Annotated in this window: 23 protein-coding genes; 15 read left to right on the top strand and 8 right to left on the bottom strand. The window is 66.4% G+C overall.

Annotated features, from left to right (window positions below):
* Positions 1-24: 24 nt before the first annotated feature.
* From BM175_RS05080 to rnhA, 8 genes are all read left to right on the top strand, one after another.
* Complete coding sequence (locus tag BM175_RS05080; RefSeq protein ID WP_090960129.1) at positions 25-975, top strand: heme o synthase; 951 nt, start codon at positions 25-27, stop codon at positions 973-975.
* On the top strand, positions 965-1,120 hold the full coding sequence (locus BM175_RS05075) for a protoheme IX farnesyltransferase (protein WP_090960125.1): 156 nt from the start codon (positions 965-967) through the stop codon (positions 1,118-1,120). Before BM175_RS05080 ends, BM175_RS05075 begins: the two co-directional genes overlap by 11 nt.
* A complete protein-coding gene (locus BM175_RS05070; protein ID WP_090960124.1) occupies positions 1,117-1,725 on the top strand; it encodes a cytochrome c oxidase assembly protein in 609 nt (202 codons plus the stop codon). Before BM175_RS05075 ends, BM175_RS05070 begins: the two co-directional genes overlap by 4 nt.
* Positions 1,726-1,836: 111 nt before the next feature.
* On the top strand, positions 1,837-2,712 hold the full coding sequence (locus tag BM175_RS05065) for a cytochrome c oxidase subunit 3 (protein ID WP_090960121.1): 876 nt from the start codon (positions 1,837-1,839) through the stop codon (positions 2,710-2,712).
* Positions 2,713-2,835: 123 nt separating this feature from the next.
* Positions 2,836-3,591, top strand: coding sequence for an SURF1 family protein (locus tag BM175_RS05060; RefSeq protein ID WP_244545866.1), 756 nt, complete (start codon positions 2,836-2,838; stop codon positions 3,589-3,591).
* A 50-nt stretch (positions 3,592-3,641) separates the two neighbouring features.
* Entirely contained in the window at positions 3,642-4,673 is a 1,032-nt protein-coding gene (ispH, locus tag BM175_RS05055) for a 4-hydroxy-3-methylbut-2-enyl diphosphate reductase (protein ID WP_090960116.1), read from the top strand.
* A gap of 1 nt (position 4,674) precedes the next feature.
* Positions 4,675-5,655 carry a homoserine kinase gene (locus tag BM175_RS05050; RefSeq protein WP_090960113.1) on the top strand — a complete coding sequence of 327 codons (981 nt, stop codon included), beginning with the start codon at positions 4,675-4,677 and terminating at the stop codon, positions 5,653-5,655.
* Positions 5,652-6,119: a ribonuclease HI gene (gene rnhA / locus BM175_RS05045; protein WP_090960110.1), complete on the top strand. Its 468-nt coding sequence runs from the start codon at positions 5,652-5,654 to the stop codon at positions 6,117-6,119. Before BM175_RS05050 ends, rnhA begins: the two co-directional genes overlap by 4 nt.
* Positions 6,120-6,122: 3 nt before the next feature.
* Here rnhA and BM175_RS05040 read toward each other — a convergent pair whose 3' ends face one another.
* Positions 6,123-6,608, bottom strand: a complete 486-nt coding sequence (locus tag BM175_RS05040) for a peroxiredoxin (RefSeq protein ID WP_090960108.1) — start codon at positions 6,606-6,608, stop codon at positions 6,123-6,125.
* Positions 6,609-6,650: 42 nt separating this feature from the next.
* Positions 6,651-7,439 (bottom strand): protein-disulfide reductase DsbD domain-containing protein, encoded by a 789-nt coding sequence (locus tag BM175_RS23340; protein WP_425285258.1) that lies wholly within the window; start codon positions 7,437-7,439, stop codon positions 6,651-6,653.
* A 72-nt stretch (positions 7,440-7,511) separates the two neighbouring features.
* On the opposite strand from BM175_RS23340, the gene BM175_RS05030 reads away from it, so the two are divergent.
* Positions 7,512-8,123, top strand: coding sequence for a YqgE/AlgH family protein (locus BM175_RS05030; RefSeq protein ID WP_090960102.1), 612 nt, complete (start codon positions 7,512-7,514; stop codon positions 8,121-8,123).
* Positions 8,124-8,147: 24 nt separating this feature from the next.
* Here the strand turns inward: BM175_RS05030 and BM175_RS05025 are convergent, their stop codons facing one another.
* The 4 genes from BM175_RS05025 to thrC are packed head-to-tail and all read right to left on the bottom strand — an operon-like array spanning position 8,148 to position 14,417.
* Positions 8,148-11,039, bottom strand: a complete 2,892-nt coding sequence (locus tag BM175_RS05025) for an EAL domain-containing protein (RefSeq protein ID WP_090960099.1) — start codon at positions 11,037-11,039, stop codon at positions 8,148-8,150.
* Positions 11,040-11,080: 41 nt separating this feature from the next.
* Positions 11,081-11,689 (bottom strand): GNAT family N-acetyltransferase, encoded by a 609-nt coding sequence (locus BM175_RS05020; RefSeq protein ID WP_090960097.1) that lies wholly within the window; start codon positions 11,687-11,689, stop codon positions 11,081-11,083.
* Between the two features lie 14 nt (positions 11,690-11,703).
* The gene (locus BM175_RS05015) at positions 11,704-13,011 is read right to left on the bottom strand and encodes a M16 family metallopeptidase (protein ID WP_090960094.1); all 1,308 of its coding nucleotides are present in this window, start codon (positions 13,009-13,011) and stop codon (positions 11,704-11,706) included.
* Positions 13,008-14,417 (bottom strand): threonine synthase, encoded by a 1,410-nt coding sequence (gene thrC, locus BM175_RS05010; RefSeq protein WP_090960091.1) that lies wholly within the window; start codon positions 14,415-14,417, stop codon positions 13,008-13,010. Before thrC ends, BM175_RS05015 begins: the two co-directional genes overlap by 4 nt.
* Before the next feature lie 122 nt (positions 14,418-14,539).
* On the opposite strand from thrC, the gene BM175_RS05005 reads away from it, so the two are divergent.
* On the top strand, positions 14,540-15,097 hold the full coding sequence (locus tag BM175_RS05005; RefSeq protein ID WP_090960088.1) for a hypothetical protein: 558 nt from the start codon (positions 14,540-14,542) through the stop codon (positions 15,095-15,097).
* Positions 15,098-15,101: 4 nt separating this feature from the next.
* Here BM175_RS05005 and BM175_RS05000 read toward each other — a convergent pair whose 3' ends face one another.
* Entirely contained in the window at positions 15,102-15,785 is a 684-nt protein-coding gene (locus BM175_RS05000) for an HAD family hydrolase (RefSeq protein WP_090960085.1), read from the bottom strand.
* Positions 15,786-15,943: 158 nt separating this feature from the next.
* Between BM175_RS05000 and BM175_RS04995 the strand changes: the two genes are divergently transcribed.
* Positions 15,944-17,080: a site-specific DNA-methyltransferase gene (locus BM175_RS04995; RefSeq protein ID WP_090960082.1), complete on the top strand. Its 1,137-nt coding sequence runs from the start codon at positions 15,944-15,946 to the stop codon at positions 17,078-17,080.
* Here the strand turns inward: BM175_RS04995 and mutY are convergent.
* Positions 17,077-18,171, bottom strand: coding sequence for an A/G-specific adenine glycosylase (gene mutY, locus BM175_RS04990; protein ID WP_244545865.1), 1,095 nt, complete (start codon positions 18,169-18,171; stop codon positions 17,077-17,079). The genes BM175_RS04995 and mutY overlap by 4 nt on opposite strands.
* Before the next feature lie 43 nt (positions 18,172-18,214).
* On the opposite strand from mutY, the gene BM175_RS04985 reads away from it, so the two are divergent.
* The 4 genes from BM175_RS04985 (at position 18,215) to BM175_RS04970 (ending at position 21,536) form a co-directional block, all read left to right on the top strand.
* A complete protein-coding gene (locus BM175_RS04985; protein ID WP_175526761.1) occupies positions 18,215-18,964 on the top strand; it encodes a glycosyltransferase family 25 protein in 750 nt (249 codons plus the stop codon).
* Positions 18,961-20,187 (top strand): O-antigen ligase family protein, encoded by a 1,227-nt coding sequence (locus BM175_RS04980; RefSeq protein ID WP_090960074.1) that lies wholly within the window; start codon positions 18,961-18,963, stop codon positions 20,185-20,187. The genes BM175_RS04985 and BM175_RS04980 overlap by 4 nt, the downstream gene beginning before the upstream one ends.
* Complete coding sequence (locus tag BM175_RS04975; protein WP_280141078.1) at positions 20,184-20,711, top strand: DUF721 domain-containing protein; 528 nt, start codon at positions 20,184-20,186, stop codon at positions 20,709-20,711. The genes BM175_RS04980 and BM175_RS04975 overlap by 4 nt, the downstream gene beginning before the upstream one ends.
* 84 nt (positions 20,712-20,795) lie before the next feature.
* On the top strand, positions 20,796-21,536 hold the full coding sequence (locus tag BM175_RS04970) for a DsbA family protein (protein WP_090960068.1): 741 nt from the start codon (positions 20,796-20,798) through the stop codon (positions 21,534-21,536).
* Positions 21,537-21,649 lie beyond the last annotated feature (113 nt).

Raw genomic sequence — 21,649 nt, 5'->3', positions numbered from 1 at the left:
AGGGCCGGCCGGACTGCAAGAGGCATGACGTTGAGCGCCATCGACTTTCCCGCCGTGAGCGAAGCCCGTCCCGGCATCAGCCTGGCGGAGCCGGGCGACTACTTCGCCCTCCTGAAGCCCCGCGTGATGTCGCTGGTGGTGCTGACGGCCGCGACCGGCCTGCTCGCGGCGCCCGGCAGCATGAACCCGGTGCTGGCCTTCGTCTCGCTTCTCGCCATTGCGCTGGGCGCGGGAGCCTCCGGTGCTCTCAACATGTGGTACGATCGCGACATCGATCGCATCATGACACGTACCGCCAAGCGTCCGATCCCGTCTGGCCGGGTCGCTCCCGAGAACGCCCTGTCCTTCGGCCTGGCGCTGTCCGTCTTCTCCGTGCTGCTGCTCGGCCTCGTGGCGAATTGGTTCGCCGCAGGCTTCCTCGCCTTCACGATCGCCTTCTACGCCGTCTTCTACACGATGTGGCTGAAGCGCTCGACCGCGCAGAACATCGTCATCGGCGGTGCCGCCGGTTCGTTTCCGCCGATGGTCGCCTGGGCGGCCGTCACCGGTGGCGTCTCCTGGGAAGGCTTCGTCCTCTTCCTCATCATTTTTCTCTGGACCCCGCCGCACTTCTGGGCGTTGGCCCTCTTCAAGATGAAGGACTACGGCGCGGCCGGCATTCCGATGCTGCCCAATGTAGCGGGCGAGCGGTCGACCCGCCGGCACGTTTTCGCCTACTCCCTGATCCTCGCGCCGATCGGTGTCCTGCCGACGCTGATGGGCTTTGCCAGTCCCGCATACGGGGTGCTCGCTGCCGCGCTCGGGCTGAACTTCCTGCGTCTGGCCTACGGCGTCCTGCGCATGCCCGACGGCGATGCCACGATGGCGCCGGCCAAGAAGCTCTTCGCGTTCTCGATTGTCTACCTCTTCGCCCTGTTTGCCTGGCTTCTGGTCGAAGGCTTGCTGGTTCACGGCTGGGCGGCTCATGTCGCCTGAGCCCCGTGACGAACTCGTGCAGTTGACGGCCGCCGAACAGCGCGCGCGCCGCCGCCGGTCGGTTGCGATCGGCGTGGTGCTGGCAGTGCTGGTCGTCCTTTTCTATGTCGTCAGCCTGTTTCGGATCGGAGGAGGGCTCGAATGAATACTGCTCCTCGACGCACGCCGGCCGAGGCCGCCCGCCATGCGCGCACCATCGCGCTGGGATGCGGCCTGTTCGTCTTCGGCATGATCGGCGCGGCCTACGCGTCCGTTCCTCTCTACAAGCTTTTCTGTCAGGTGACGGGCTACGGCGGTACGACGCAGCGGGCCGAGTCGGCGTCGACCAACGTCGTGAATCATCCGGTGACCGTTCGCTTCGATGCCAACGCGTCCGGTCACGTGCCCTGGTCGTTCCAGCCGGTCGAACGCCAGATCACTCTCGATCTCGGCGAGACCCGCCAGACCGCCTACCGCGTGCGCAACAACTCGGACAAGCCAGTCACGGCACAGGCCACGTTCAACGTGACGCCGCTGACGGCCGGCATCTACTTCAACAAGGTTCAGTGCTTCTGCTTCACCGAGCAGACGCTGAAGCCGGGCGAGGAGGTCGACATGCCCGTCGTCTTCTTCGTCGATCCAGCGATTCAGGACGATCCGGACCTCAAGGAGGTTCCGACCATCACCCTGTCCTATACGTTCTTTCCGGTTGCCGATCCGAAGACCCCGGTGGCAGCGGCAAAGAACGAGGGGACGGCGCAGGGCCTATAGTGCACAATCACTCCGTCGTCGGGGGACGGCGGGGACGGCGACAACAGGAATCGGAATCCAGACGCATCGGCCGCCCATGGGTGCGGCGGTGCGGGACAAGCGGGACGGACCATGGCTGACACGCATATCAAGCATCACGACTACCACGTCATCGAGCCGAGCCCGTGGCCGTTCGTCGCTTCCGTCGGCGCCTTCTTCCTGCTGTTCGGCTCGGTCGGGCTCTTCCGCTGGAGCGCCGGGACGCCGTTCAACATCTTTGGAATGAACCTCGCCACGCCCTGGATCTTTGCGATCGGCCTCGCGATCGTGCTCTACACGATGTTCGCCTGGTGGTCGGATACGATCAAGGAAAGCCACGAGGGATACCACACGCCCGTCGTCTCGATGCACCTGCGCTACGGCATGATCATGTTCATCGCCTCCGAGGTGATGTTCTTCGTGGCGTGGTTCTGGGCCTTCTTCGACGCCAGCCTCTTCCCGCACGAAGCCGTTCAGGCCGCGCGCGTACAGGCGTTGGGCGGCCAATGGCCGCCGGTCGGCATCGAGGTCATCGATCCGCTTCACCTGCCGCTGTTCAACACGATTACGTTGCTCCTGTCCGGTACCACCGCGACCTGGGCGCACCATGCGATGTTGGAGAACGACCGCAAGTCGCTGATCACCGGCCTCGCCCTTACCGTGGCGCTCGGCCTCATCTTCTCCTACGTCCAGTACTACGAATACGCTCACGCGCCGTTCGCCTTCTCCGGCTCGATCTACGGCGCCACCTTCTTCATGGCGACTGGCTTCCACGGCTTCCACGTTTTCGTCGGCGTGGTCTTCCTGGCCGTCTGCCTGCTGCGGGCGATCCGCGGTCACTTCACCCCGGCCAAGCACTTCGGCTTCGAAGCCGCAGCCTGGTACTGGCACTTCGTGGACGTGGTCTGGCTCTTCCTCTTCTTCGCCGTCTACGTCTGGGGTGGCTGGGGCGCGCCGATCCACGGCTGACGCACGCAGAAGCGAATAAGACGAAAGCGGCCGTGACCCGGCCGCTTTTTTCGTTGATGGCGAGAGCTGAAGATGACCCAAATAAGCACAGGTGACATCGGGACGGGTCCGCACGACGCGCCGGTGCCGCGACCTCTGACGCGGGGGCGCATCGCTGCCATCCTCGTCGTCGGGATCACCGCGCTCGGCATCCTCCTCTCCCTCGGCGCATGGCAGGTCGAACGCCTATTCTGGAAAGAGGGACTGATCGCGACGATCGACGCGCGCATCCATGCACCGCCGGTCGACGTCTCCGACGTCGCGCGGCGCGTCGTTGCGGGAGAGGACATCGACTATGTGCCGGTTACGGCCCGCGGTCGTTTTCTCCACGCGGGCGAGCGCTTCTTCCTGGCCACCCGCGAGGGTGCCGCCGGATGGCACGTTCTGACACCCCTCCTGCTGGCCGACGGAGCCGTCGTCTTCGTCAATCGCGGCTTCGTACCCTATGAACGAAAGGACTCCGCCACGCGCCAGGACGGTAACCCGGCCGACGAGGTCAGAGTGACCGGTCTGGCGCGCGCAGCGCCGACCGAAAAGCCGAACATGTTCGTGCCGGATAACGATCCGGCGAAGAACGCCTTCTTTTGGCGAAGCGTCCCGGACATGGCCCAAGGCCTGGACCTGCCGACAGGGAGCCGGCTGCTGCCGTTTTTGATCGACGCAGGACCCGGACAAATGGCGGCCGGCGCGCCGATCGGTGGGACCACGGTGATCGACATTCCGAACAGCCATCTCGAATACGCCATCACCTGGTTCAGCCTGGCCGCTGCGCTCCTCGTCATCCTCGTTCTGTTTCTGATGCATCTTTGGCGACGGGGTCGGGCGATCGGTCAGGGTTGACACGAGGGCCCCCGATCCCTTCATTCGCGCCGAACGCTTCCCCGGAGACGATGTTGACTGCGATCGAGGACAAGCCGCCTCTCACGATCCGCCTGTGCGAGCCGCGAGGCTTCTGCGCCGGCGTCGACCGCGCGATCCAGATTGTCGTCCTGGCGCTCAAGCGCTTCGGCGCGCCAGTCTATGTCCGCCACGAGATCGTCCACAACAAGTACGTGGTCGACGGCCTGCGCCAGATGGGGGCGGTCTTCGTCAAGGAATTGGACGCGATTCCCGACGATGGACAACCCGTCGTGTTTTCGGCCCACGGTGTGCCGAAATCGGTGCCTGCCGAGGCCGAGCGGAGAGAACTCCTCTACCTCGATGCCACCTGTCCGCTCGTCTCGAAGGTCCACAAGCAGGCCATGCGTCACATGCGGCTCGGCCGGCAGGTGCTCCTGATCGGCCATCGCGGGCATCCCGAAGTCGTCGGCACGATGGGTCAGCTTCCCGAAGGGGCAGTGACGTTGATCGAGACCGAAGAGGACGTTGCGGCCTACCAGCCGGCTGATCCGTCTGCGCTCGGATTCGTCACTCAGACGACCCTGTCGGTGGAGGACACGGCGGGAATCATCGAGGCGCTACGGCGCAAGTTCCCGGAGATGCAGGCGCCTTCATCAGAATCGATCTGTTACGCGACGACCAATCGCCAGGACGCGGTGAAAGCGTCGGCCGCGGGCGCCGATCTCTTCCTGATCGTCGGCGCGCCGAACTCGTCGAACTCGCGTCGCCTCGTCGAGGTGGCCGAGCGGGCTGGGGCGGCCCGCGCGCTTCTGGTTCAGGGGAAGCAGGATGTGCCTTTGAGCGAGATCGCGCCGGGCTCGGTGATCGGCATGTCGGCGGGGGCTTCGGCTCCCGAAGTCCTGACGGACGAGATCATCGCTGCGCTGCGCGAGCGGTTCGACGTTCGGATCGAGCTGGTGCAGACCGCCGTCGAGAATGAAAACTTCCCCGTCATGCGGTCGCTGCGCGACGTCCCGCTCACGTCGGCGGACATGGCCTTCGTCAACGGCGACCGGCCGCTGCCGAACGTCCGGCAGGTCTGACATGGCGGTCTATACGGAAGTCGCCGAAGGCGACCTCGCGGCCTTTCTTTCGCGCTACGGTGTCGGGCGCCTCCTCAGCTACAAGGGCATCGCGGAAGGGGTCGAAAACTCGAACTTCCTGGTGCGCACCGACGGCGGCACCTTCATCCTGACGCTCTATGAAAAGCGTGTTGATCGAAACGATCTGCCGTTCTTCATCGGACTGCTGCAGCATCTGGCGGCACGCGGCCTTTCGTGTCCGCTTCCGGTGGAACCGCGTGAGGGAAGCACGCTCGGCGAGCTGGCCGGACGCCCGGCCGCGCTCTTCACATTTCTCGAGGGCATGTGGACACGTCGGCCGTCCGCCGAGCATTGCCGCGATGTCGGACGCGCGTTGGCGGATCTTCATGCGAAGTCGGCCGATTTCGAGCTCGTTCGGCCCAACGCGTTGTCGGTCGACGGCTGGCGGCCGCTCTTCGAAGGCTGCGGTGATGACGCCGACAAGGTGTCCGACGGATTATCCCTCGAGATCGCGACCGAGCTTGCCGAGCTCGAAAGCCGCTGGCCGACCGACCTTCCCGGTGGAGTAATCCATGCGGATCTCTTTCCCGACAACGTGTTCTTTCTGTCGGGAGAGCTTTCGGGACTGATCGACTTCTACTTCGCCTGCAACGATATCCTCGCCTACGACCTCGCGATCTGCCTCTGCGCGTGGTGCTTCGAGGTGGATGGCGCCTTCAACGTCACGAAGGGCCGCGCGATGATCGAGGGCTATGACGCGGTGAGACCGCTTTCGGACCGGGAACTAGAGGCGTTGCCGCTGCTGGCGCGCGGCGCTTCGCTGCGCTTCCTCCTGACGCGTCTCTACGACTGGATCCACATTCCCGACACATCCTTCGTCACCAAGAAGGATCCGCGGGAATACCTGCGCAAGAACCGTTTCCATCGCGGCGTCGCCTCGGTCGCGGATTATGGTTTCAGACGGCAGGGACCCTCGGCATGAGCGAAACATCACGGGTCGATATCTTCACCGATGGCGCCTGCTCGGGCAATCCGGGTCCCGGCGGCTGGGGTGCGATCCTGCGTTTTGGCGACACCGAGAAGGAACTCTCCGGCGGCGAGCCGTTGACCACCAACAATCGGATGGAACTGCTTGCGGCGATCGAGGGACTGGCGGCCCTCAAGCGGGGCTGCTCGGTGCATCTCCATTCGGATTCGCAGTACCTGCGCGATGGCATCACCAAGTGGATCCACGGCTGGAAGCGGAACGGCTGGCGCACGGCAGACAAGAAGCCGGTGAAGAACGCCGAACTCTGGCAGCGGCTGGATGAGGAGCGTCAGCGTCACGAGGTGACGTTCCACTGGGTTCGCGGCCATGCCGGCCACGTGGAGAACGAGCGGGCCGACGCGCTCGCGCGCGCCGGCATGGAGCCCTTCAAGAAGGCTCGGCGCTCGGCAACGGCCTGATCGTCAGATCTGTGCCAGAAGGGTCTCGGCCGAAGACGTGTCGGCCTGGCCGGGGCTGGGCTCGATGTTCAACTGCCGGACCACGCCATCTTCGACCAGCATGGCATAGCGCCTCGAGCGCACCCCAAGGCCGCCGGCCGAGAGATCCGCGTCGAGCCCGATCGCCTTGGCGAATTCACCGTTGCCATCGGACAGGAACAGGATGCGGTCTCCGGCTTCGGTGGCTGACTTCCAGGCCTTCATCACATGGACGTCGTTGACCGCAACGACCGCGATCGTGTCGACGCCCTTGGCGCGCAGAGCATCGTTGTGCTCGAGAAAGCCGGGAAGATGATTCATCGAGCAGGTCGGCGTGAAGGCGCCCGGCACGGCGAAGAGCACCACGCGCTTTCCCGAAAAGATATCGCCCGTCGTCATGCTGGTGGGGCCGCCCTCGCCCGGCACGCGGAACGAAGCGTCGGGCAGGCGATCGCCAATGGAAATGGTCATTCGGATACAGTCTCCGTTATCGATCGCCGAACCCACGACGACTCACCGTGGTGCGATCGGTACAGCGCGAGATAGTTGCGCGCGCTCGCCTTGCGTCAACAGGACATCGGCCGAACCCGCACGCTTTCCGTCCGACGGACGTGCGATGACCGGTATCGACAGCGAACTGACCGGGTCGGCATGCGTCGGGACCGGGACGCCGAAGGCCCATCCGTCCCCTGCCGAAACGAAGGCATCGATCGCTGCACCAGTCTGTTCAGGAGCAATCACATCGACGAGCAGCGCGGTCGCGTCCGCGCTCCAGCGAGCGCTGCGCACGGTGAGCGGACCCGTCGCGGCCGGCACGGACGCGTCGGCTCGCGCGACGAGCGCCCGGTGGGAAAGGCTTCGGCTGGGATCGGCCGAAAGCTCGGCTTGAACCGGGACGCAGAGTTCGCGGCAGACGCCGAGAAAGGCGCGAAGATGCAGGTGGGGCATGGGTCCCGTCGCTTGGGCCTCGATCGGCAGGTCCACGGAGTCCGAGTAACCGATGCTTTGCGCGTCCCCCTCCCGGAAGCGACCGGGAACCGGAAAGGCAACCGTGACATCCTTGAGATCGACGCTTCCGGACAGGTCCAGCCTTGGGGCGAGGCCGATGGGACCGGGGGCGATCCAGTAGGTCTTCCAGCCGGGATCGAGCTCGATCGACAACGCACCGCGGAGGTGACCGTCTGCCTCCGCTGGCAGAGCCGTGAGGCGAAGGGTGACGCCTTCCTGTCGAAAGACATTTTCCGGCGTTGCGCCGCCTGCTGCAACCGCTGGAACCGGGGCCAGGAGGAGGGCGGTCGCCATCATCGCAAGACGGCCAAGACCTTCGGTGCGGACGCAGGTGCAAAACCGCCGGGACATGTCTATCTTCCCCTCATGGACCTTGAAAACATGCGCAGCCAATCGACCGACGACACGCCTTCCCTGGAAGGCCATTTTCTGATCGCGATGCCGGGCATGCATGATGAGCGCTTCGCCCGGAGCGTTGTCTACGTCTGCGCGCATTCCCCGAACGGGGCGATGGGTTTCATCATCAACAAGGCGCAGCCCTTGAGCTTCCCGACGCTGCTGACGCAGCTCGAAATCGTCGAGAGCGCCGACGACATTCGCCTGCCGCAGAAGGGCAGGGAAGTGTCGGTCTGCAACGGAGGACCGGTCGAGCAGGGGCGCGGCTTTGTCCTCCATTCGGATGACTACGATTCGGAATCGACCGTCGAGGTGGACGACGGTATCTCCCTGACTCCGACGCTCGACATTTTGAAGGCCATATCGAGGGGCGAGGGGCCGACCCACGCCATCATGGTACTGGGCTATGCCGGCTGGAGCGCGGGACAGCTGGAGTCCGAGATCGCCGCCAACGGCTGGCTGACCTGCGCGGCCGACCTCGACATCGTCTTCGCCAACGAACTCGACGCGAAGTACTCGCAGGCCCTCGCAATCCTCGGTGTCGATCCGGTCTTCCTCGCGGCCGAAGCCGGTCACGCCTGACGGGGCGGCGCCCGCCGCATTCGATCAGGCGGAGCCGCGTCGGCCGCCGCGCTCCTGCAGGCGGCGCCGTGCCTCTTCGGCCGTCAGGGGATGGCCGTACATGAAGCTCTGTGCGTACTCGCAGTTCAGCTTGCGCAGCTGAGCGGCGTCCGTGTCGTTGTCGACGCCTTCGGCCACCACCGCCAGCCCCAATTCGTGCGCCATCGTCACGATGGAGTGGACGAGGATCGAGCGCTGCGGCACTTGTTCGCCGCGCAGAAACGACTGGTCGATCTTGAGCGTGTCGAAGGGGAAGCGCATCAGGTAGGCGAGCGAGGAGTAGCCCGTTCCGAAGTCGTCGAGCGACAGGCCGACGCCCATCTCCTTCAGCCGCTCCAGGAGTTTGGCGGAGCGCTCGGGATTGTCCATCACCAGCGACTCGGTCAGCTCCAGCTTCAGCGTTTCCGGTACCAGGTGATAGCGCTTTAGGATCTGCCGAACGTCGTTCAGGAGGTCCTGGCGGATCAGCTGACGGCTGGAGATGTTGACCGAGCAGAAGAGCTTCGACTGACCGGGCAGTCGCTGCCAGTCGGCCAGCCGTCGCGCCGCCTCGTCGAGCGCGAACTGGCCGAGCTGGACGATCAGGCCGGTGCTCTCGGCCAGCGGAATGAACTCCGCCGGCGAGACGAAGCCGCGCTTGGCGTGATTCCAGCGCATCAACGCTTCGAAGCCGGCGATCTCGCCGGTCGACAGCTTGATGATGGGCTGGAACGCGAGCGACAGCTCGTTGCGACCGAAGGCGCGTCGAAGATCGGACTCCAGCTCGACCCGGCCGGAACTATGCGTCTTGTAGGCCGAGCGGAAGGGCTCGATACGGTCGCCCCCGAGGCGCTTCGCCTGGTACATCGCAAGTTCCGCCTCGCGCAGAACCTCGTCGGCGCCAGCGCCTTCGGTCCAGCCGGTGAGGCCGATCGAAGCGGTCAGGATGATGTCCTGATTGGCGAAGGTGATCGGCGCTCGCACGGCGTCCCGCAGCGTTTCGGCGAAGGCCCCGACGGCCGCGACGTCGCTTTCCGACATGAGGATGACGCCGAACTGGTCGCTCGACAGCCGCGCCAGCGAGTCCTGCGGCTTCAGGACGCGCTTCAGGCGGCGCCCGACGGTCAGCAGGATGGTGTCGCCCGTGGCGATGCCGAACTCGTCGTTCACCTGCTTGAAGCGGTCGATATCGACCATGAAGAGGGTCGGGCGGACGTCGGGGCGCGTCGCCGCGAGACACGAGATCGAGTCGAGCCGGTCGATGAAAAGCTCGCGGTTGGGAAGGCCGGTCAGCTGGTCGTGCAGCGCGTCGTGGAGGAGACGCTCTTCCGCCTTCTTGCGCTCCGTCACGTCCTTCAGCGTGCCGACGCAGCGCACCACCTCGCCGTTGCTGCCGAGGACGGGACGGGCCTGCAGGCTCATCCAGTGATAGTGTCCGTTGTCATCGCGCACCCGGAAGTCCTGTGCGATCCGGCCGCGTCGGTGCTCGAGGATCGTGTCGAGCGTGATCTTGAAGCGATCGCGGTCGTCGGGGTGAAGGATCGGCAGCCAGTCGCGTGCAGGACCGTTCATCGCCGCGACCGGCATGCCGTCGAGACCTTCGGTATCACACCCCGCGAAGATCCGATCGCGCGCGACGTCCCAGTCCCAGATCGCGTCGCCTGTTCCGGCCAGCGCCAGCGAACGCCGCTCCATGTCCGACAGGAGGCCCCCGGCAAACGAGCCGCCCGCGAAGGCGTGCTGCATGACGGTGAAGCCGATCAGGAGGACGATGAGGACGAGACCGCCGCCGAGCGCCGGCTGAATGATGTCGTTGTCGATGCGTCCCGTGACCGTCAGCCATCCCGCCGCGATCCAGACGACGATTAGTAGCCATGTCGGGATCAGCATGATCGCGCGATCGTAGCGCATGGCCGAGAGGTAGAGGATGAGGAGCAGACCGAACCCGGCCGTCGCCGTCATCGACATGCGCGCGATGCCGGCCGCCATCGGCGGATCGAAGGCCGCGAGCACGCCGAGCGCGCCAAGACCGACCAGCCAGAGCGCGGTGAAAGCCGACAGGATGCCGTGCCAGCGGTTGAGGTTAAGGTAGGCGTAGAGGAACACGACGAGCGTGAAGGCGAGGGCGACCTCGGTGCCCGCTCGCCATATTCGCTCCTGTCCCGGCACGATCGGCACCAGTTTCTGCCAGAAGTCGAAGTCGATGCAGATATAGGCCAGCACCGCCCATGCGAGCGCCGCGGTCGCGGGGAACATCGGCGATCCCTTGACCACGAAGAGAATGGTCAGGAACACCGCCAGAAGACCGGCGATGCCAAGGACGATGCCGCGATACAGCGTGAATGCGTTCACCGTGTCCTTGTAGGCGTTCGGTTCCCACAACCGAATCTCAGGCAGCCGATCGGACGAGAGCTCGGCCACGAAGGTGATGATGGCGCCGGGGTCGAGCGTCACCAGGAAGACGTCGGCCTCGGGGCTCTCCTGGCGATCGAGCGCGAATCCTTCGGACGGCGTGATCGCGGCGATGCGCTGCGAGCCGAGATCGGGCCAGAGGAATCCGGAGCTGGCGAGACGGAAATGGGGCGCGACGACGATCCGGTCGATCTGCTCGTCCGAGTTGTTGGACAACGCGAAGACGGCCCAGTCGCCAGATGGTGTCGCGGCGGTCGACTCGACCTCGATGCGGCGCACGATGCCGTCCGCGCCGGGCACCGTCGAGACTTGGAAATTGCGACCCCGGTCGCGAAAGATTTCGACCGCCGGCTCGAGGTCGATCGCGATGTCCTCGCGACCGATGGACACCGGAGACAACGCATGGCTCGGCCCCGCCGCCAGACACGCGACGAACAGTGTCAGCAGGCACAGGATTTGGCGGGCGAGGCGGAAGGTTTGCGGCATCGAGCGCGTTCGGGCCTTTGTTCGCGAAGGCGAAGGAGTGGTCAGCAAGCCGATGGCGGGATGCGGCCCAGCATCCGGTCGTCGGAGAGAATCGAGTAGAGCAGGTGATCCTCCCAGACACCGGCTATTTTGAGATACTGGCGCAGATGCCCTTCGCGCGAGAAGCCGGATTTCTCCAGAAGCCGTATCGACGCGGCATTGCGTGGCAGGCAGGCAGCCTCCAGCCGATGCAGCCGGAGCACCTCGAAGGCGAACTCCATCACCGCTTCGACCGCCTGCGTCATGATCCCACGCCCTGCGAAGGGCTGGCCCATCCAGTAACCCAAAGTTCCGGTCTGGGCGACGCCTCGCTGGATGCGACCGAGGGTTAGGCCTCCCATCAGCACGGCTCCATCGCGGTCGAACACGAAGTAGGTGTAGCTGGTCCTTTGCCGGGCATCCAGTCGATAGCGCCGCAGCCGCAACCGGTAGGAACTGCGATGGAGCTCGTCCACAGTCCAACTGGGTTCCCAAGGTGTGAGGAACGCGCGGCTCCGCGCACGAAGGTCGCGCCATGCCTCGTAGTCGGCGGCGCGCGGAAGCCGTAGGAGGACGCCGGGCCCCGTCAGCACAGGCTGAGCCGCTGGCTGAACCCAGTCGAAGAAGGCCATGGCGGTTCGCTCGTCTAGATCGAAACGAGTTTGCGGACCGGCGCGGATGCGGAACTGACGGCAACACCCCTGGCGATCTCGCCGATGTCGGGAAGGCGCGAGACCGGGCCGATCGCGGCGAGCGTCGGCGTCGTGCCGAGGAATGTGCGGGCCGCAAGGTCCGTGAGGCGCGGCGCATCGATCGCGGCCAGTCGCTCGAGGAGTTCGGCGTTCTCGAGCACCGCGCCCTTGAACATCAGCTGGCGCGCGATCTGCCCGGCACGGGAGGCGGGGCTCTCCTGGCTCATCAGGAGGCTAGAGCGCATCTGCGCCCGCGCGCGGTTCACTTCCTTCTCGGTGATGCCCTCAGTGGCACGCACCAATTCGGACACGATCACCGGCGCGAGCTCGGCCATCTCTTCCTCGCCGGTCGCGGCATGGACGCCGAAGATGCCGGTGTCGGAGAAGCTCCAGTGGAACGCCGAGATCGCGTAGCAAAGGCCGCGCGTCTCGCGGATTTCCTGGAACAGCCGGGACGACATGCCGCCGCCGAGAATAATCGAGAGCACCTGCGCGGCATAGAAATCGCGCTGGTAGTAGGGTCGACCCGGAAAGCCGAGCACCATCTGCGCGTCGGCGAGATCGCGTTCCTCGCGGAAGTCACCGCCGGTGTAGACGGCAGGCTCACGGCGATGCGTTCCCTCCGCCGAGGACACCGACGATCCGAACGCCGCCTCCACGCGGCGCACCACGTCGTCGTGCGAGACGGCGCCGGCGGCCGATACCACCATCTGGTCGGGCGAATAGTGCCGCTTCAGGTAGGCGCGGATCTGTTCGGGTGTGAAGCCGCTGACGCTCTCGCGCGTGCCGAGGATCGGACGGCCGAGAATCTGGTCGGCGTAAGCCGCGCTCTGGAAATGGTCGAAGACGATGTCGTCCGGCGTGTCCTCGGCCGCACCGATCTCCTGCAGGATGACGTGCTGCTCACGCGCCAGCTCTTCCTCGTCGAAGCGAGAGTCGAGGAGGATGTCGGTGAGGATGTCGACGGCGAGCGGCACGTCGTCCTTCATGACGCGGGCATAGTAGGCGGTGGTCTCGACGCTGGTCGATGCGTTGAGCTCGCCGCCGACGTCCTCGATCTCTTCTGCGATCTGGCGCGCGCTGCGCCGGCTCGTGCCCTTGAATGCCATGTGCTCGAGAAGATGGGCGATGCCGTGCTCGCCCTCGGCCTCGTCACGCGCCCCGGCCTTGACCCAGACGCCGAGCGCCGCGCTTTCTAGCGTCGGCATGGTTTCGGTGGCGATCGTCAGCCCGTTGGAAAGACGCGTGATCTCGACGCTCATGCAGCGGCCCCGAGGCGCACGGCGCGGCTGCGCTCGCGAATGTACGCCTGGAGTGCGTCCAGATCGTTGGGAAGGACGTCGAACCGTTCGCCCTTCGTCATCAGGTCGGCATGGCTCGGGGGCAGGGGCGGCTCGGTGCCGCAGGCCGCCTTAACGGAGGCGGGGAACTTGGCGGGATGCGCGGTGCCGAGCGAGATCATCGGCACGTCGCCCATGCGCTTTTCCGCAACGGCGACGGCGACCGCCGTGTGGGGATCGAGGAGATAGGCGGTCGACGCCAGCTGGTCGCGGATCGTCTCGGCCGTCTCGCCTTCGCCGGTGCGCCCGGCGTCGAACTCGGCGCGGATGTAGGAAAGGATGTCGTCGGGCACGGTAAAGGCGCGGGACTGCTTGAGCTGGTCCATGAGCCGGCGGATGACGCCCGCGTCACGCCCGCTCGCCTCGAACAGCAACCGCTCGAAATTCGACGAGATCTCGATGTCCATCGACGGCGACATGGTGGCGTGGACGCCTTCCATCTCGTAGCGCCCGGTGCGCAGGCACCGCTCCAGAATGTCGTTCTCGTTGGTGGCGACGATCAGGCGCTCAACCGGCAGGCCCATGCGCTTGGCGGCGAACCCCGCGAAGATGTCGCCGAAATTGCCGGTCGGAACGGTGAACGACACGGCTTTGCGAGGCGCGCCGACGCTGGCGGCGGCGGTAAAATAGTAGACGATTTGGGCCATGATGCGGGCCCAGTTGATGGAGTTGACGCCCGACAGCGCGCTTTCGCGGCGGAACGCGGCGTCGTTGAACATCGCCTTCACGAGCGCCTGGCAGTCGTCGAACGTGCCCTCGATCGCAACCGCATGGACGATGTCCGAACCCGCCGTCGTCATCTGCCGCTGCTGGACCGGCGAGACGCGGCCCTTCGGGAACAAGATGAACATGTCGGTGCGGTCGCTGGCGGCGAAGGCTGCGATCGCCGCGCCGCCGGTATCGCCAGAGGTCGCGCCGACCACCGTCGCACGCTGGCCGCGCTGGGCGAGGACATGGTCCATCAGCCGCGCCAGAAGCTGCATGGCGACGTCCTTGAAGGCGAGCGTCGGGCCGTGGAAGAGCTCCAGCACGAAATGACGGTCGCCGATCTGCACGAGCGGTGCGACCGCCGGATGGCGGAACGTCGCGTAGGCTTCGCGAACCATGCGCTCCAGTGCGTCCGGCGCGATCTCGTCACCGACGAACGGCTTCAGGACTTCGAGAGCAACCTCGGCATAAGGGCGGCCGGCAAAGGAGGCGATCGTTTCCGGGGCGATCTGCGGCCAGGTCTCAGGCACATAGAGGCCGCCGTCGCTGGCAAGGCCCGCAAGGAGAACGTCGGCGAACCCGAGGACCGGAGCTTCGCCCCGCGAACTGACATATCTCACGATAACTCCCAAACCTTCGGTTCGGCAAAACCGGGCGCCGCGGATTTCGCGTCCCGCCCGGTCGAAACCCGGATAGGGGCCTGATATAGAACGGCTCGACACGGTATGGGAAGAACCGCCGCATGCATATGTCCAAGCTGATCTTCGCACGCAACGCCGCCAGCCTCGTTCTGGCGGGCCTTGCGCTCGGCGCCTGCAGCACCTCCGGCGGCGGCGGCGCGTCGGTGGCTCCCGCGCCGGTCCGGGCGGCCTCGAGCGAGGGTACGGTGCCGGACTACTGTCCGCAGGTGAGCCTTCGCGAGGGCACGGCCATCCTGCGCAAGGGCGAGGGCGACAATCTCCAGTACATCGCCTCGATCTCGGGCACGACGCGCTCGTGCCGCGTGCGGGATGGCCAGCTCTACATGGAAGTCGGCATTGCCGGTCGTGTGGTTCCGGGGCCGGCCGCGCGGTCCGGCGAGGTCCAGTTGCCGATCCGCGTCGCGATCCTCGACGCCAACCAGCTCGTCTACAGCCAGCTCGGCCAGCAACCGGTCGGGGTAACCCCGGCCGGCGGAGCGCAGGACTTCCGCTACGTCGACCGGGCGATCCGCATCGCCGTGCCGAAGGGCCGCTCGCTCGTGGTCTATGCCGGGTTCGACGAAGGCCCGCAGAACGGCGCCAAGCGTCCCGGCTCCTGACGCGTCAGACCTGTTCCCAATCGGCAAAGGCCTCGACGACTGCGGGGAACTCCGAGAGGCGCCGGATCACCGTTTCGGCGCCGGCGTCGGTCAGCGAGTCCGCGTGGCCGGGGTAGGTGTGGCTCGCCCCGACGAAACCGACGACGCGGCAGCCGGCTGCCGCCGCCGCGGCGACACCGTGCACCGAGTCCTCCAGGACGATCGTCTCGGCGGGCTTGGCGTCGAACTCGCGGCAGCCGTAGAGATAGACATCGGGCGCCGGCTTGGTCTTCTTCGTGCCCACCTCGCGGGCCGGGAAGACGTAAGGCCGGAAGCGGTCCCACAGCTTCACGCGCTCCAGCATCATCTTCAGCCGTTCGCCGGATGAATTCGAGCAGATGGCGCGCGGCAGGTCGATCCGATCCAGCATCTCGTGGACGCCCGCGATCGCCTCGACCTCGGCGGCCAGGCGTTCGTCGAGCGCCTGCCGCTGCCGGTCGTTGTAGTCCTCCGGCAGGCGGATGCCCGCCTCTTCCTGCAGGAGCTCGGCGATCCGGTCCTGCGTGAGGCCCGCAAAGCGCTCCGCGATCTCGGAGGGCGAGATCTCGTAGCCGACCTCCTTCAGCATCTTCGAGTCGACCTTGGCCGAGATGATCTCGGAATCGACGAGGACGCCGTCGCAGTCGAACAGCACGAGGGAAAGCGGCATGGGGATGCCCTCCGGCACTTTGAAACGAAACGGTCGGGGAGACGCGGACCCGGTAGCACAGGGTCGGCGACCTGAACACCCGGTGCGGGTTCACCGATCATTAAGCTCGTTCGGTAACCATGTGCTCGTGAGTTCAGTCGCGAGTCCAAGGTAGCCCGATGTCGAAACTGCAGACCCTGCACCGTCTTCCCGTCGAGCTTTCCGCCAAGCCCGAATGGTTAAACACCATCATCAAGGGCGACTGCGTTTCGCGCATGGCGGCGCTGCCCGAGAAGTCGGTCGACGCGATCTTTGCCGATCCGCCGTACAACCTTCAGCTCGGTGGCGACCTTCACCGGCCCGACCAGTCGAAGGTCGATGCGGTGGACGACGCCTGGGACCAGTTCGAAAGCTTCGCCGCGTACGACGCTTTCACCCGCGCCTGGCTGCTGGCGGCGCGGCGCCTCCTCAAGCCGAATGGAACGATCTGGGTGATCGGCTCCTATCACAACATCTTCCGCGTCGGCGCGATCATGCAGGACCTCGGCTTCTGGATCCTGAACGACGTCGTCTGGCGCAAGACCAACCCGATGCCGAACTTCCGCGGCCGGCGGTTCCAGAACGCCCACGAGACCATGATCTGGGCGTCGAAGAATGCCGACGCGAAGGCCTACACATTCAACTACGATGCGATGAAGGCAGCCAACGACGATACGCAGATGCGGTCCGACTGGCTGTTCCCGATCTGCTCGGGCGGCGAGCGGCTGAAGGACGACGACGGGCAGAAGGTCCATCCGACGCAGAAGCCGGAGGCGCTGCTGGCGCGCGTCATCCTGTCCTCGACGAAGCCCGGCGACACGATCCTCGACCCGTTCTTCGGCACGGGCACGACGGGCGCCGTCGCCAAGCGGCTCGGGCGCAACTTCGTCGGGATCGAGCGCGAGGACGATTACATCGAGGCAGCGACCGACCGAATCCTGTCGATCGAGCCGCTCGGGGCGGACATCCTGCGGGTCGCAGCCGGAAAGCGCGCCGAACCGCGCGTGCCCTTCGCCAGCCTCGTCGAGTCCGGCCTCGTCACGCCCGGAACCGAGCTGACCGATGCCAAGGGGCGCTGGCGTGCGAACGTGCGCGCTGACGGCACGATCGCGGTCGGCGGCGAGGCGGCCTCGATCCATCGGATCGGCGCGAAGGTCCAGGGTCTCGACGCCTGCAACGGCTGGACCTTCTGGCACGTGCGGGAGAACGGGCGACTGCGCGTCATCGACGAGCTTCGCCAGATCGTGCGCGACCAGATGGCCGGCGCGCCGGCCTAAGCCACTCCGGCCCGCTCGAGCACCCTGCGCATCAGGGTCGGCAGGGCCTCGTTCGCGAGGCTCGCGGGTGAGGCCCACCAGCCCTCGATCGGCGGATCGTCCGTCCGATCGGCGACCCAGACTTCGAGCGTCAGGTCGAAATGGGTGAAACCGTGCGGCACGAAGCCGGCGAGATGCCAATCGCCAGCGACGGGCGCGGCCTCGGCGCCTGTCGCGCCGTCGCCACGCGAGCTCCAGGCGGTCGTCGGCGACTCGCTCATGCTGCCCAGCAGACCGGCGGCCGGGCGGCGGCGCAGCCAGACCGCACCATCTGCTGGTCGGCGCAGGACGAAGGCGGCGCCAACGCGGGCGGGCTTCGCGCCCTTCGCCGCCTTGACCGGAAACGCCTCCTGCCGGCCCTGCCGGCGCGCCTCACAATGATCGGTTACGGGGCATAGGACGCAGGCCGGCTTGCGCGGCGTACAGATCGTGGCGCCAAGATCCATCATCGCCTGCGCGAAATCGCCCGGTCTCGTCTGCGGCGTCAGCTCCTGGACGAGCGCCCGGATCGGCTTGCGGGCCGCTGGCAGGGGCGTTTCGATGCAGGCGATGCGCGTGGCGATCCGTTCGATATTGCCGTCGACCACCGCCGCCGGCTCGTCGAAGGCGATCGCGGCGACGGCGGCCGAGGTGTAGTCGCCGACCCCGGGCAGCGAGCGAAGCTGCGCGGCGGTCTCGGGGAAACATCCGCCTCGCTCGCCCGCGACCACGCGGGCGCAGGCAAGGAGATTGCGGGCGCGCGCATAGTAGCCGAGCCCGGCCCAGGCACCCATCACCTCGGCATCGTCCGCAGCCGCCAGCGCTTCGACGGTCGGCCAGCGCTCGGTGAAGGTCGCGAAGTAGCTCTTCACCGCCGCGACGGTGGTCTGCTGCAGCATTATCTCCGACATCCAGACGCGATAAGGATCAGGGCGGATGCCGGCCCGAAGGTCGGCGGGGGCGACGCGCCAGGGCAGGGCGCGGGCATGCCGGTCGTACCAATGGAGGAGGGCGGCGGCGAAACGCCCGTCGATGCGGTCGGGTTGACTTCCCTCCGGGGGCCGTCCATCCAACCGCCCTTCCGGGCCTTCATCGCCCCTCGTTCGGGCCGGCATCGTGCGTATCGATTTCTTCGTCATCAATCTCGACCGGTCGCCCGAGCGCCTCGCGGACATTCGCGCCGACATGGCGGCTGCTGGCATCGACCTGATACGGGTCGCCGGGGTCGATGGGAAGGCGATCCCGGAGGCCGAACGCGACCTGCTCGATACGCCCCGCTTCCAGCGACGCCACGGCAAGAGGCCGGCGGCTGGCGAGTATGGTTGCTATCTCAGCCATCTCAAGGCGATCGAAGCCGTTGCAGCCGGTGCAGCCGAGGCCGGCGTCGTGTTCGAGGACGACGTTCGCCCGCGCCCGGAGATGCTGGCGGTCCTTCAGGCGCTGGCTTCGCGGGACGACTGGGACGTCGTGCGCTTTGCCCATCACAGGCGGCCCTCGCGACGTCGATTGCGGGTGCTTCCCGAAGGCAGGACGCTGGCGGCCTCGTTTCACGGTCCGACGGGCAGCGCGGCCGCCTATATCGTGCGCCGAACCGCCGCACAGCGGCTCGCGGAAGCGTTGAAGCCTATGTCGCTTCCGTTCGACGTCGCGATTGAGCGCGGGTGGGACACGAAGCTCCGAACGTTCGACATCTGGGACGATCTCGTCGCTTTCAGCCAGCGCTCCAAGACCAGCCAGATCGAGGTCGGCGGGCGCTACGGCTCCCGCAAGCTGAAGCCCTGGCGTCGTCTGCCGACGCTCGTCTTCCGCGCAAGCGAACTGGTGCGCCGGATCGCTTATGCGTTCGCAGCGGAGCGGGCGAGATGACGGTGAAGACGCTGCTCCTCCGCCGTCGCCGATGGGACCCGATGGTGCTCGCCGTTGGCATGCTCTGCCTGTCTCTGCTGATCTCGGTGGGCAAGATCGCGTTTCTCTTCTTCTCCGTCTGCGGTCTGTATCTCGCGCTTGCGCGCCCCCGCTCTTGGCGCGGCGCGCCCGTCGTCTTCACGAGTACGCTTGCCGCCTGGGCGATCTGGCAGATCGGCCTCAGCCTCGTGCGTGGCGAACCCCTCGATGGGAACCGCGTCCTGTCGTATGCCGGTCTCGAGTTCGCCTGCGCCCTCCTTCCGCTCGGCCTCGGTCTCGTGCGCCATCCGGCGCATGCCCTGGCCTGGGGCGCGCGGGTCGGGGTGATCGCACTCGTGATCCTGGCTCCGATCGACTATGCGATGACCGGTGCGCGCGTCGGCCTCGGCAAGAACGAAGCGATCTTCGCCTTCGTGGTCGGCGCCGTGGCCATCGCGGCGCGGCTGCCGACCGGTGGGCGATGGCGCTTCCTTCCGGACGGGCGGTTCTGGACCTATCTCGGGGCCGTTCCGATCGTCCTCAGTGGCACCCGCGCCGCCATGCTCCTCTTCGTGGTCGTGGCGCTCCTCGACCTGCGCCGCGCGCTTCCTCGTCTGCGGGCAACTGGAAGACGGGCTGCGATCGCGCTTGTCGCGGGCATCGTCGCCGCGATGACGGCGGTCGTGCCGGTCGGCGGCTTCCTGCTCGACCGCATCGAGTCGGGCGTCTCGGAGATGGAGGCCTACGAGGCGACGGGCTTGGCGGTCGGCTCGGTGGATACGCGCATGGCGATGTGGTCGTCCGCGGTCCGGGTCCTTGCCGAGCATCCGTTCATCGGCGTCGGCGGCACGGCGCGCATGGACCTCGTGGCTGAAGAAGCAGGTTCGAACGCGCGTGAGATCCTGCGCTACCAGCACCTGCACAATCTCGTCCTTGATGAGGCGCTGTCGAGCGGGCTTGTCGGCGTTCTCCTCATGTCGGGGGCTATGGTGGCCTTCCTCTCGGGCGCATTCCGCCGCGCGGACGATCCGGTCGTGCGGGATGCCAGCGTCGCGCTGGTTGCCTTCACCTTCGTCTTCGGACTCTTCCACGGCGTTCTTCTGAACGAATGGATGGTGCTGGTCGCCTTTGCGAGCATGGCGGTGATCCTCACCGAACTGCGCCGAAGGCGACCATTTGGCGGTCTGCCGGCGGTCACGCCGTGAGTTCGAAGTCGCCTCGGGGGCTGCGACGGGCGGCTCGGCCGATTGGCGATCTCGTGTCGCAACTCGTCGAGCCCGTGGTGGCACGCAAGGCCGGAATGTCGCTAGACCTGATCGGGGCGTGGCCCGAGATCGTCGGGCCACGGCTCGAGGAAGGCTGCCGGCCGGAAAAGCTGGTCTGGCCGAAGGGCTACGGCGACGAGACGACACAACCGGCGACCCTCGTCATCGCGTGCGAAGGCGCGTTCGCGCTTCGGCTCCAGCATGAGGTCGAAACGATCCTCTCGCGCGTGAACGACTATTTCGGATATCGCGCGGTGGACAAGATCAAGATCGTGCAACGCGCCGTGCGGCAAGTGCGACCGAATCGAAAGCCGCCGGTCGGGCCGCTGACGGCGAGCCATCGCGACACGATCCGGGAGGCGACCGCACGCATCGAGAGCGACAACCTGCGCAGGGCGCTGGAGCGGCTGGGTGAGAGCGTCCTGCGACGGAACGCCGTTCGCCCCAAGGGCGACGGACGCTGAGGCGCACGTTGGATCGCCACATTTGATCGCCTACGTGCCATAAGCGAAACCGAATCGTGGCTTCTGCGAAAGGCTGATCACTCGATGCTCGTCTCCTCGACCCGCACCCGGACCTCCAACCCGCACGCCCGTGCGCTGCTCGCCGGCCTCCTGACTGCTGGGCTGGCGCTTGGAAGCGCGGCGCCAGCTTTCGCGCAGACCGAGACCCCGGCGGCGGCCGCTCCGGCTGCCGCTCCGCAGACCAATCCGTCGGCGGTGACGGCTCCGAACGCCGAAGGCACCGTGGACGTCGCGAAGCTCATGGCTCCGCAGGCGCTGCCGGACATCGTGATCGGCAAGGCGGACGCACCGGTCACCATCATCGAGTACGCCTCGATGACCTGCAGCCACTGCCGCGACTTCCATTCCGAAAGCTATCCCAAGATCAAGGCGGACTATCTCGATACCGGAAAGGCGAAGCTGATCCTGCGCGAGTTTCCGTTCGACCCGCGCGCGCTCGGTGCCTTCATGCTGGCGCGCTGCGCCGGCGACGACAAGCGCACCGCGATGGTCGATGTCCTGTTCGACCAGCAGCGCGAATGGGCCGGCGCGGAGAACGCCTCCGCCGCGCTTCTCAAGATCGCCCAGCTCGCCGGCATGACGCAGGACCAGTTCGCGGCCTGCCTCAAGGACACCGATCTTCAGGGCAAGGTCGTCGCGGTGCAGGCCGCCGGCCAGAACGATTTCGGCGTGTCCGCCACCCCGACCTTCTTCGTCAATGGCGACAAGTACTCCGGCGCCCTGTCGGCCGACGAGATGGCCGCGGTGATCGAGAAGCACCTCTAGCCCTTGCGTTTGCGCCTGGCAGAATCCAGCCGGGCGCAAAACTTTTGCAGTGCAGCAATTGGCGCAGGCGTTAGATTGACTTATGTCTGGCGCCGGTAGTTCACATTGCGCTC

Source organism: Aureimonas phyllosphaerae (assembly GCF_900113065.1).
In the GTDB taxonomy this organism is placed as follows: Bacteria; Pseudomonadota; Alphaproteobacteria; order Rhizobiales; family Rhizobiaceae; genus Aureimonas; species Aureimonas phyllosphaerae.
The sequence above is the reverse complement of the archived record's forward strand: the minus strand, read 5'-3'. Positions and strand labels throughout refer to the sequence as shown.

What these genes read in the sequence shown, in the direction of transcription:
- BM175_RS05080 (WP_090960129.1), top strand. Translation starts at nt 25, where the DNA reads ATGACGTTGAGCGCCATCGACTTTCCCGCCGTGAGCGAAGCCCGTCCC.
- BM175_RS05075 (WP_090960125.1), top strand. Translation starts at nt 965, where the DNA reads ATGTCGCCTGAGCCCCGTGACGAACTCGTGCAGTTGACGGCCGCCGAA.
- BM175_RS05070 (WP_090960124.1), top strand. Translation starts at nt 1,117, where the DNA reads ATGAATACTGCTCCTCGACGCACGCCGGCCGAGGCCGCCCGCCATGCG.
- BM175_RS05065 (WP_090960121.1), top strand. Translation starts at nt 1,837, where the DNA reads ATGGCTGACACGCATATCAAGCATCACGACTACCACGTCATCGAGCCG.
- ispH (WP_090960116.1), top strand. Translation starts at nt 3,642, where the DNA reads ATGTTGACTGCGATCGAGGACAAGCCGCCTCTCACGATCCGCCTGTGC.
- BM175_RS05050 (WP_090960113.1), top strand. Translation starts at nt 4,675, where the DNA reads ATGGCGGTCTATACGGAAGTCGCCGAAGGCGACCTCGCGGCCTTTCTT.
- rnhA (WP_090960110.1), top strand. Translation starts at nt 5,652, where the DNA reads ATGAGCGAAACATCACGGGTCGATATCTTCACCGATGGCGCCTGCTCG.
- BM175_RS05040 (WP_090960108.1), bottom strand. Translation starts at nt 6,608, where the DNA reads ATGACCATTTCCATTGGCGATCGCCTGCCCGACGCTTCGTTCCGCGTG.
- BM175_RS23340 (WP_425285258.1), bottom strand. Translation starts at nt 7,439, where the DNA reads ATGGCGACCGCCCTCCTCCTGGCCCCGGTTCCAGCGGTTGCAGCAGGC.
- BM175_RS05030 (WP_090960102.1), top strand. Translation starts at nt 7,512, where the DNA reads ATGGACCTTGAAAACATGCGCAGCCAATCGACCGACGACACGCCTTCC.
- BM175_RS05025 (WP_090960099.1), bottom strand. Translation starts at nt 11,039, where the DNA reads ATGCCGCAAACCTTCCGCCTCGCCCGCCAAATCCTGTGCCTGCTGACA.
- BM175_RS05020 (WP_090960097.1), bottom strand. Translation starts at nt 11,689, where the DNA reads ATGGCCTTCTTCGACTGGGTTCAGCCAGCGGCTCAGCCTGTGCTGACG.
- BM175_RS05015 (WP_090960094.1), bottom strand. Translation starts at nt 13,011, where the DNA reads ATGAGCGTCGAGATCACGCGTCTTTCCAACGGGCTGACGATCGCCACC.
- BM175_RS05005 (WP_090960088.1), top strand. Translation starts at nt 14,540, where the DNA reads ATGCATATGTCCAAGCTGATCTTCGCACGCAACGCCGCCAGCCTCGTT.
- BM175_RS05000 (WP_090960085.1), bottom strand. Translation starts at nt 15,785, where the DNA reads ATGCCGCTTTCCCTCGTGCTGTTCGACTGCGACGGCGTCCTCGTCGAT.
- BM175_RS04995 (WP_090960082.1), top strand. Translation starts at nt 15,944, where the DNA reads ATGTCGAAACTGCAGACCCTGCACCGTCTTCCCGTCGAGCTTTCCGCC.
- BM175_RS04980 (WP_090960074.1), top strand. Translation starts at nt 18,961, where the DNA reads ATGACGGTGAAGACGCTGCTCCTCCGCCGTCGCCGATGGGACCCGATG.
- BM175_RS04970 (WP_090960068.1), top strand. Translation starts at nt 20,796, where the DNA reads ATGCTCGTCTCCTCGACCCGCACCCGGACCTCCAACCCGCACGCCCGT.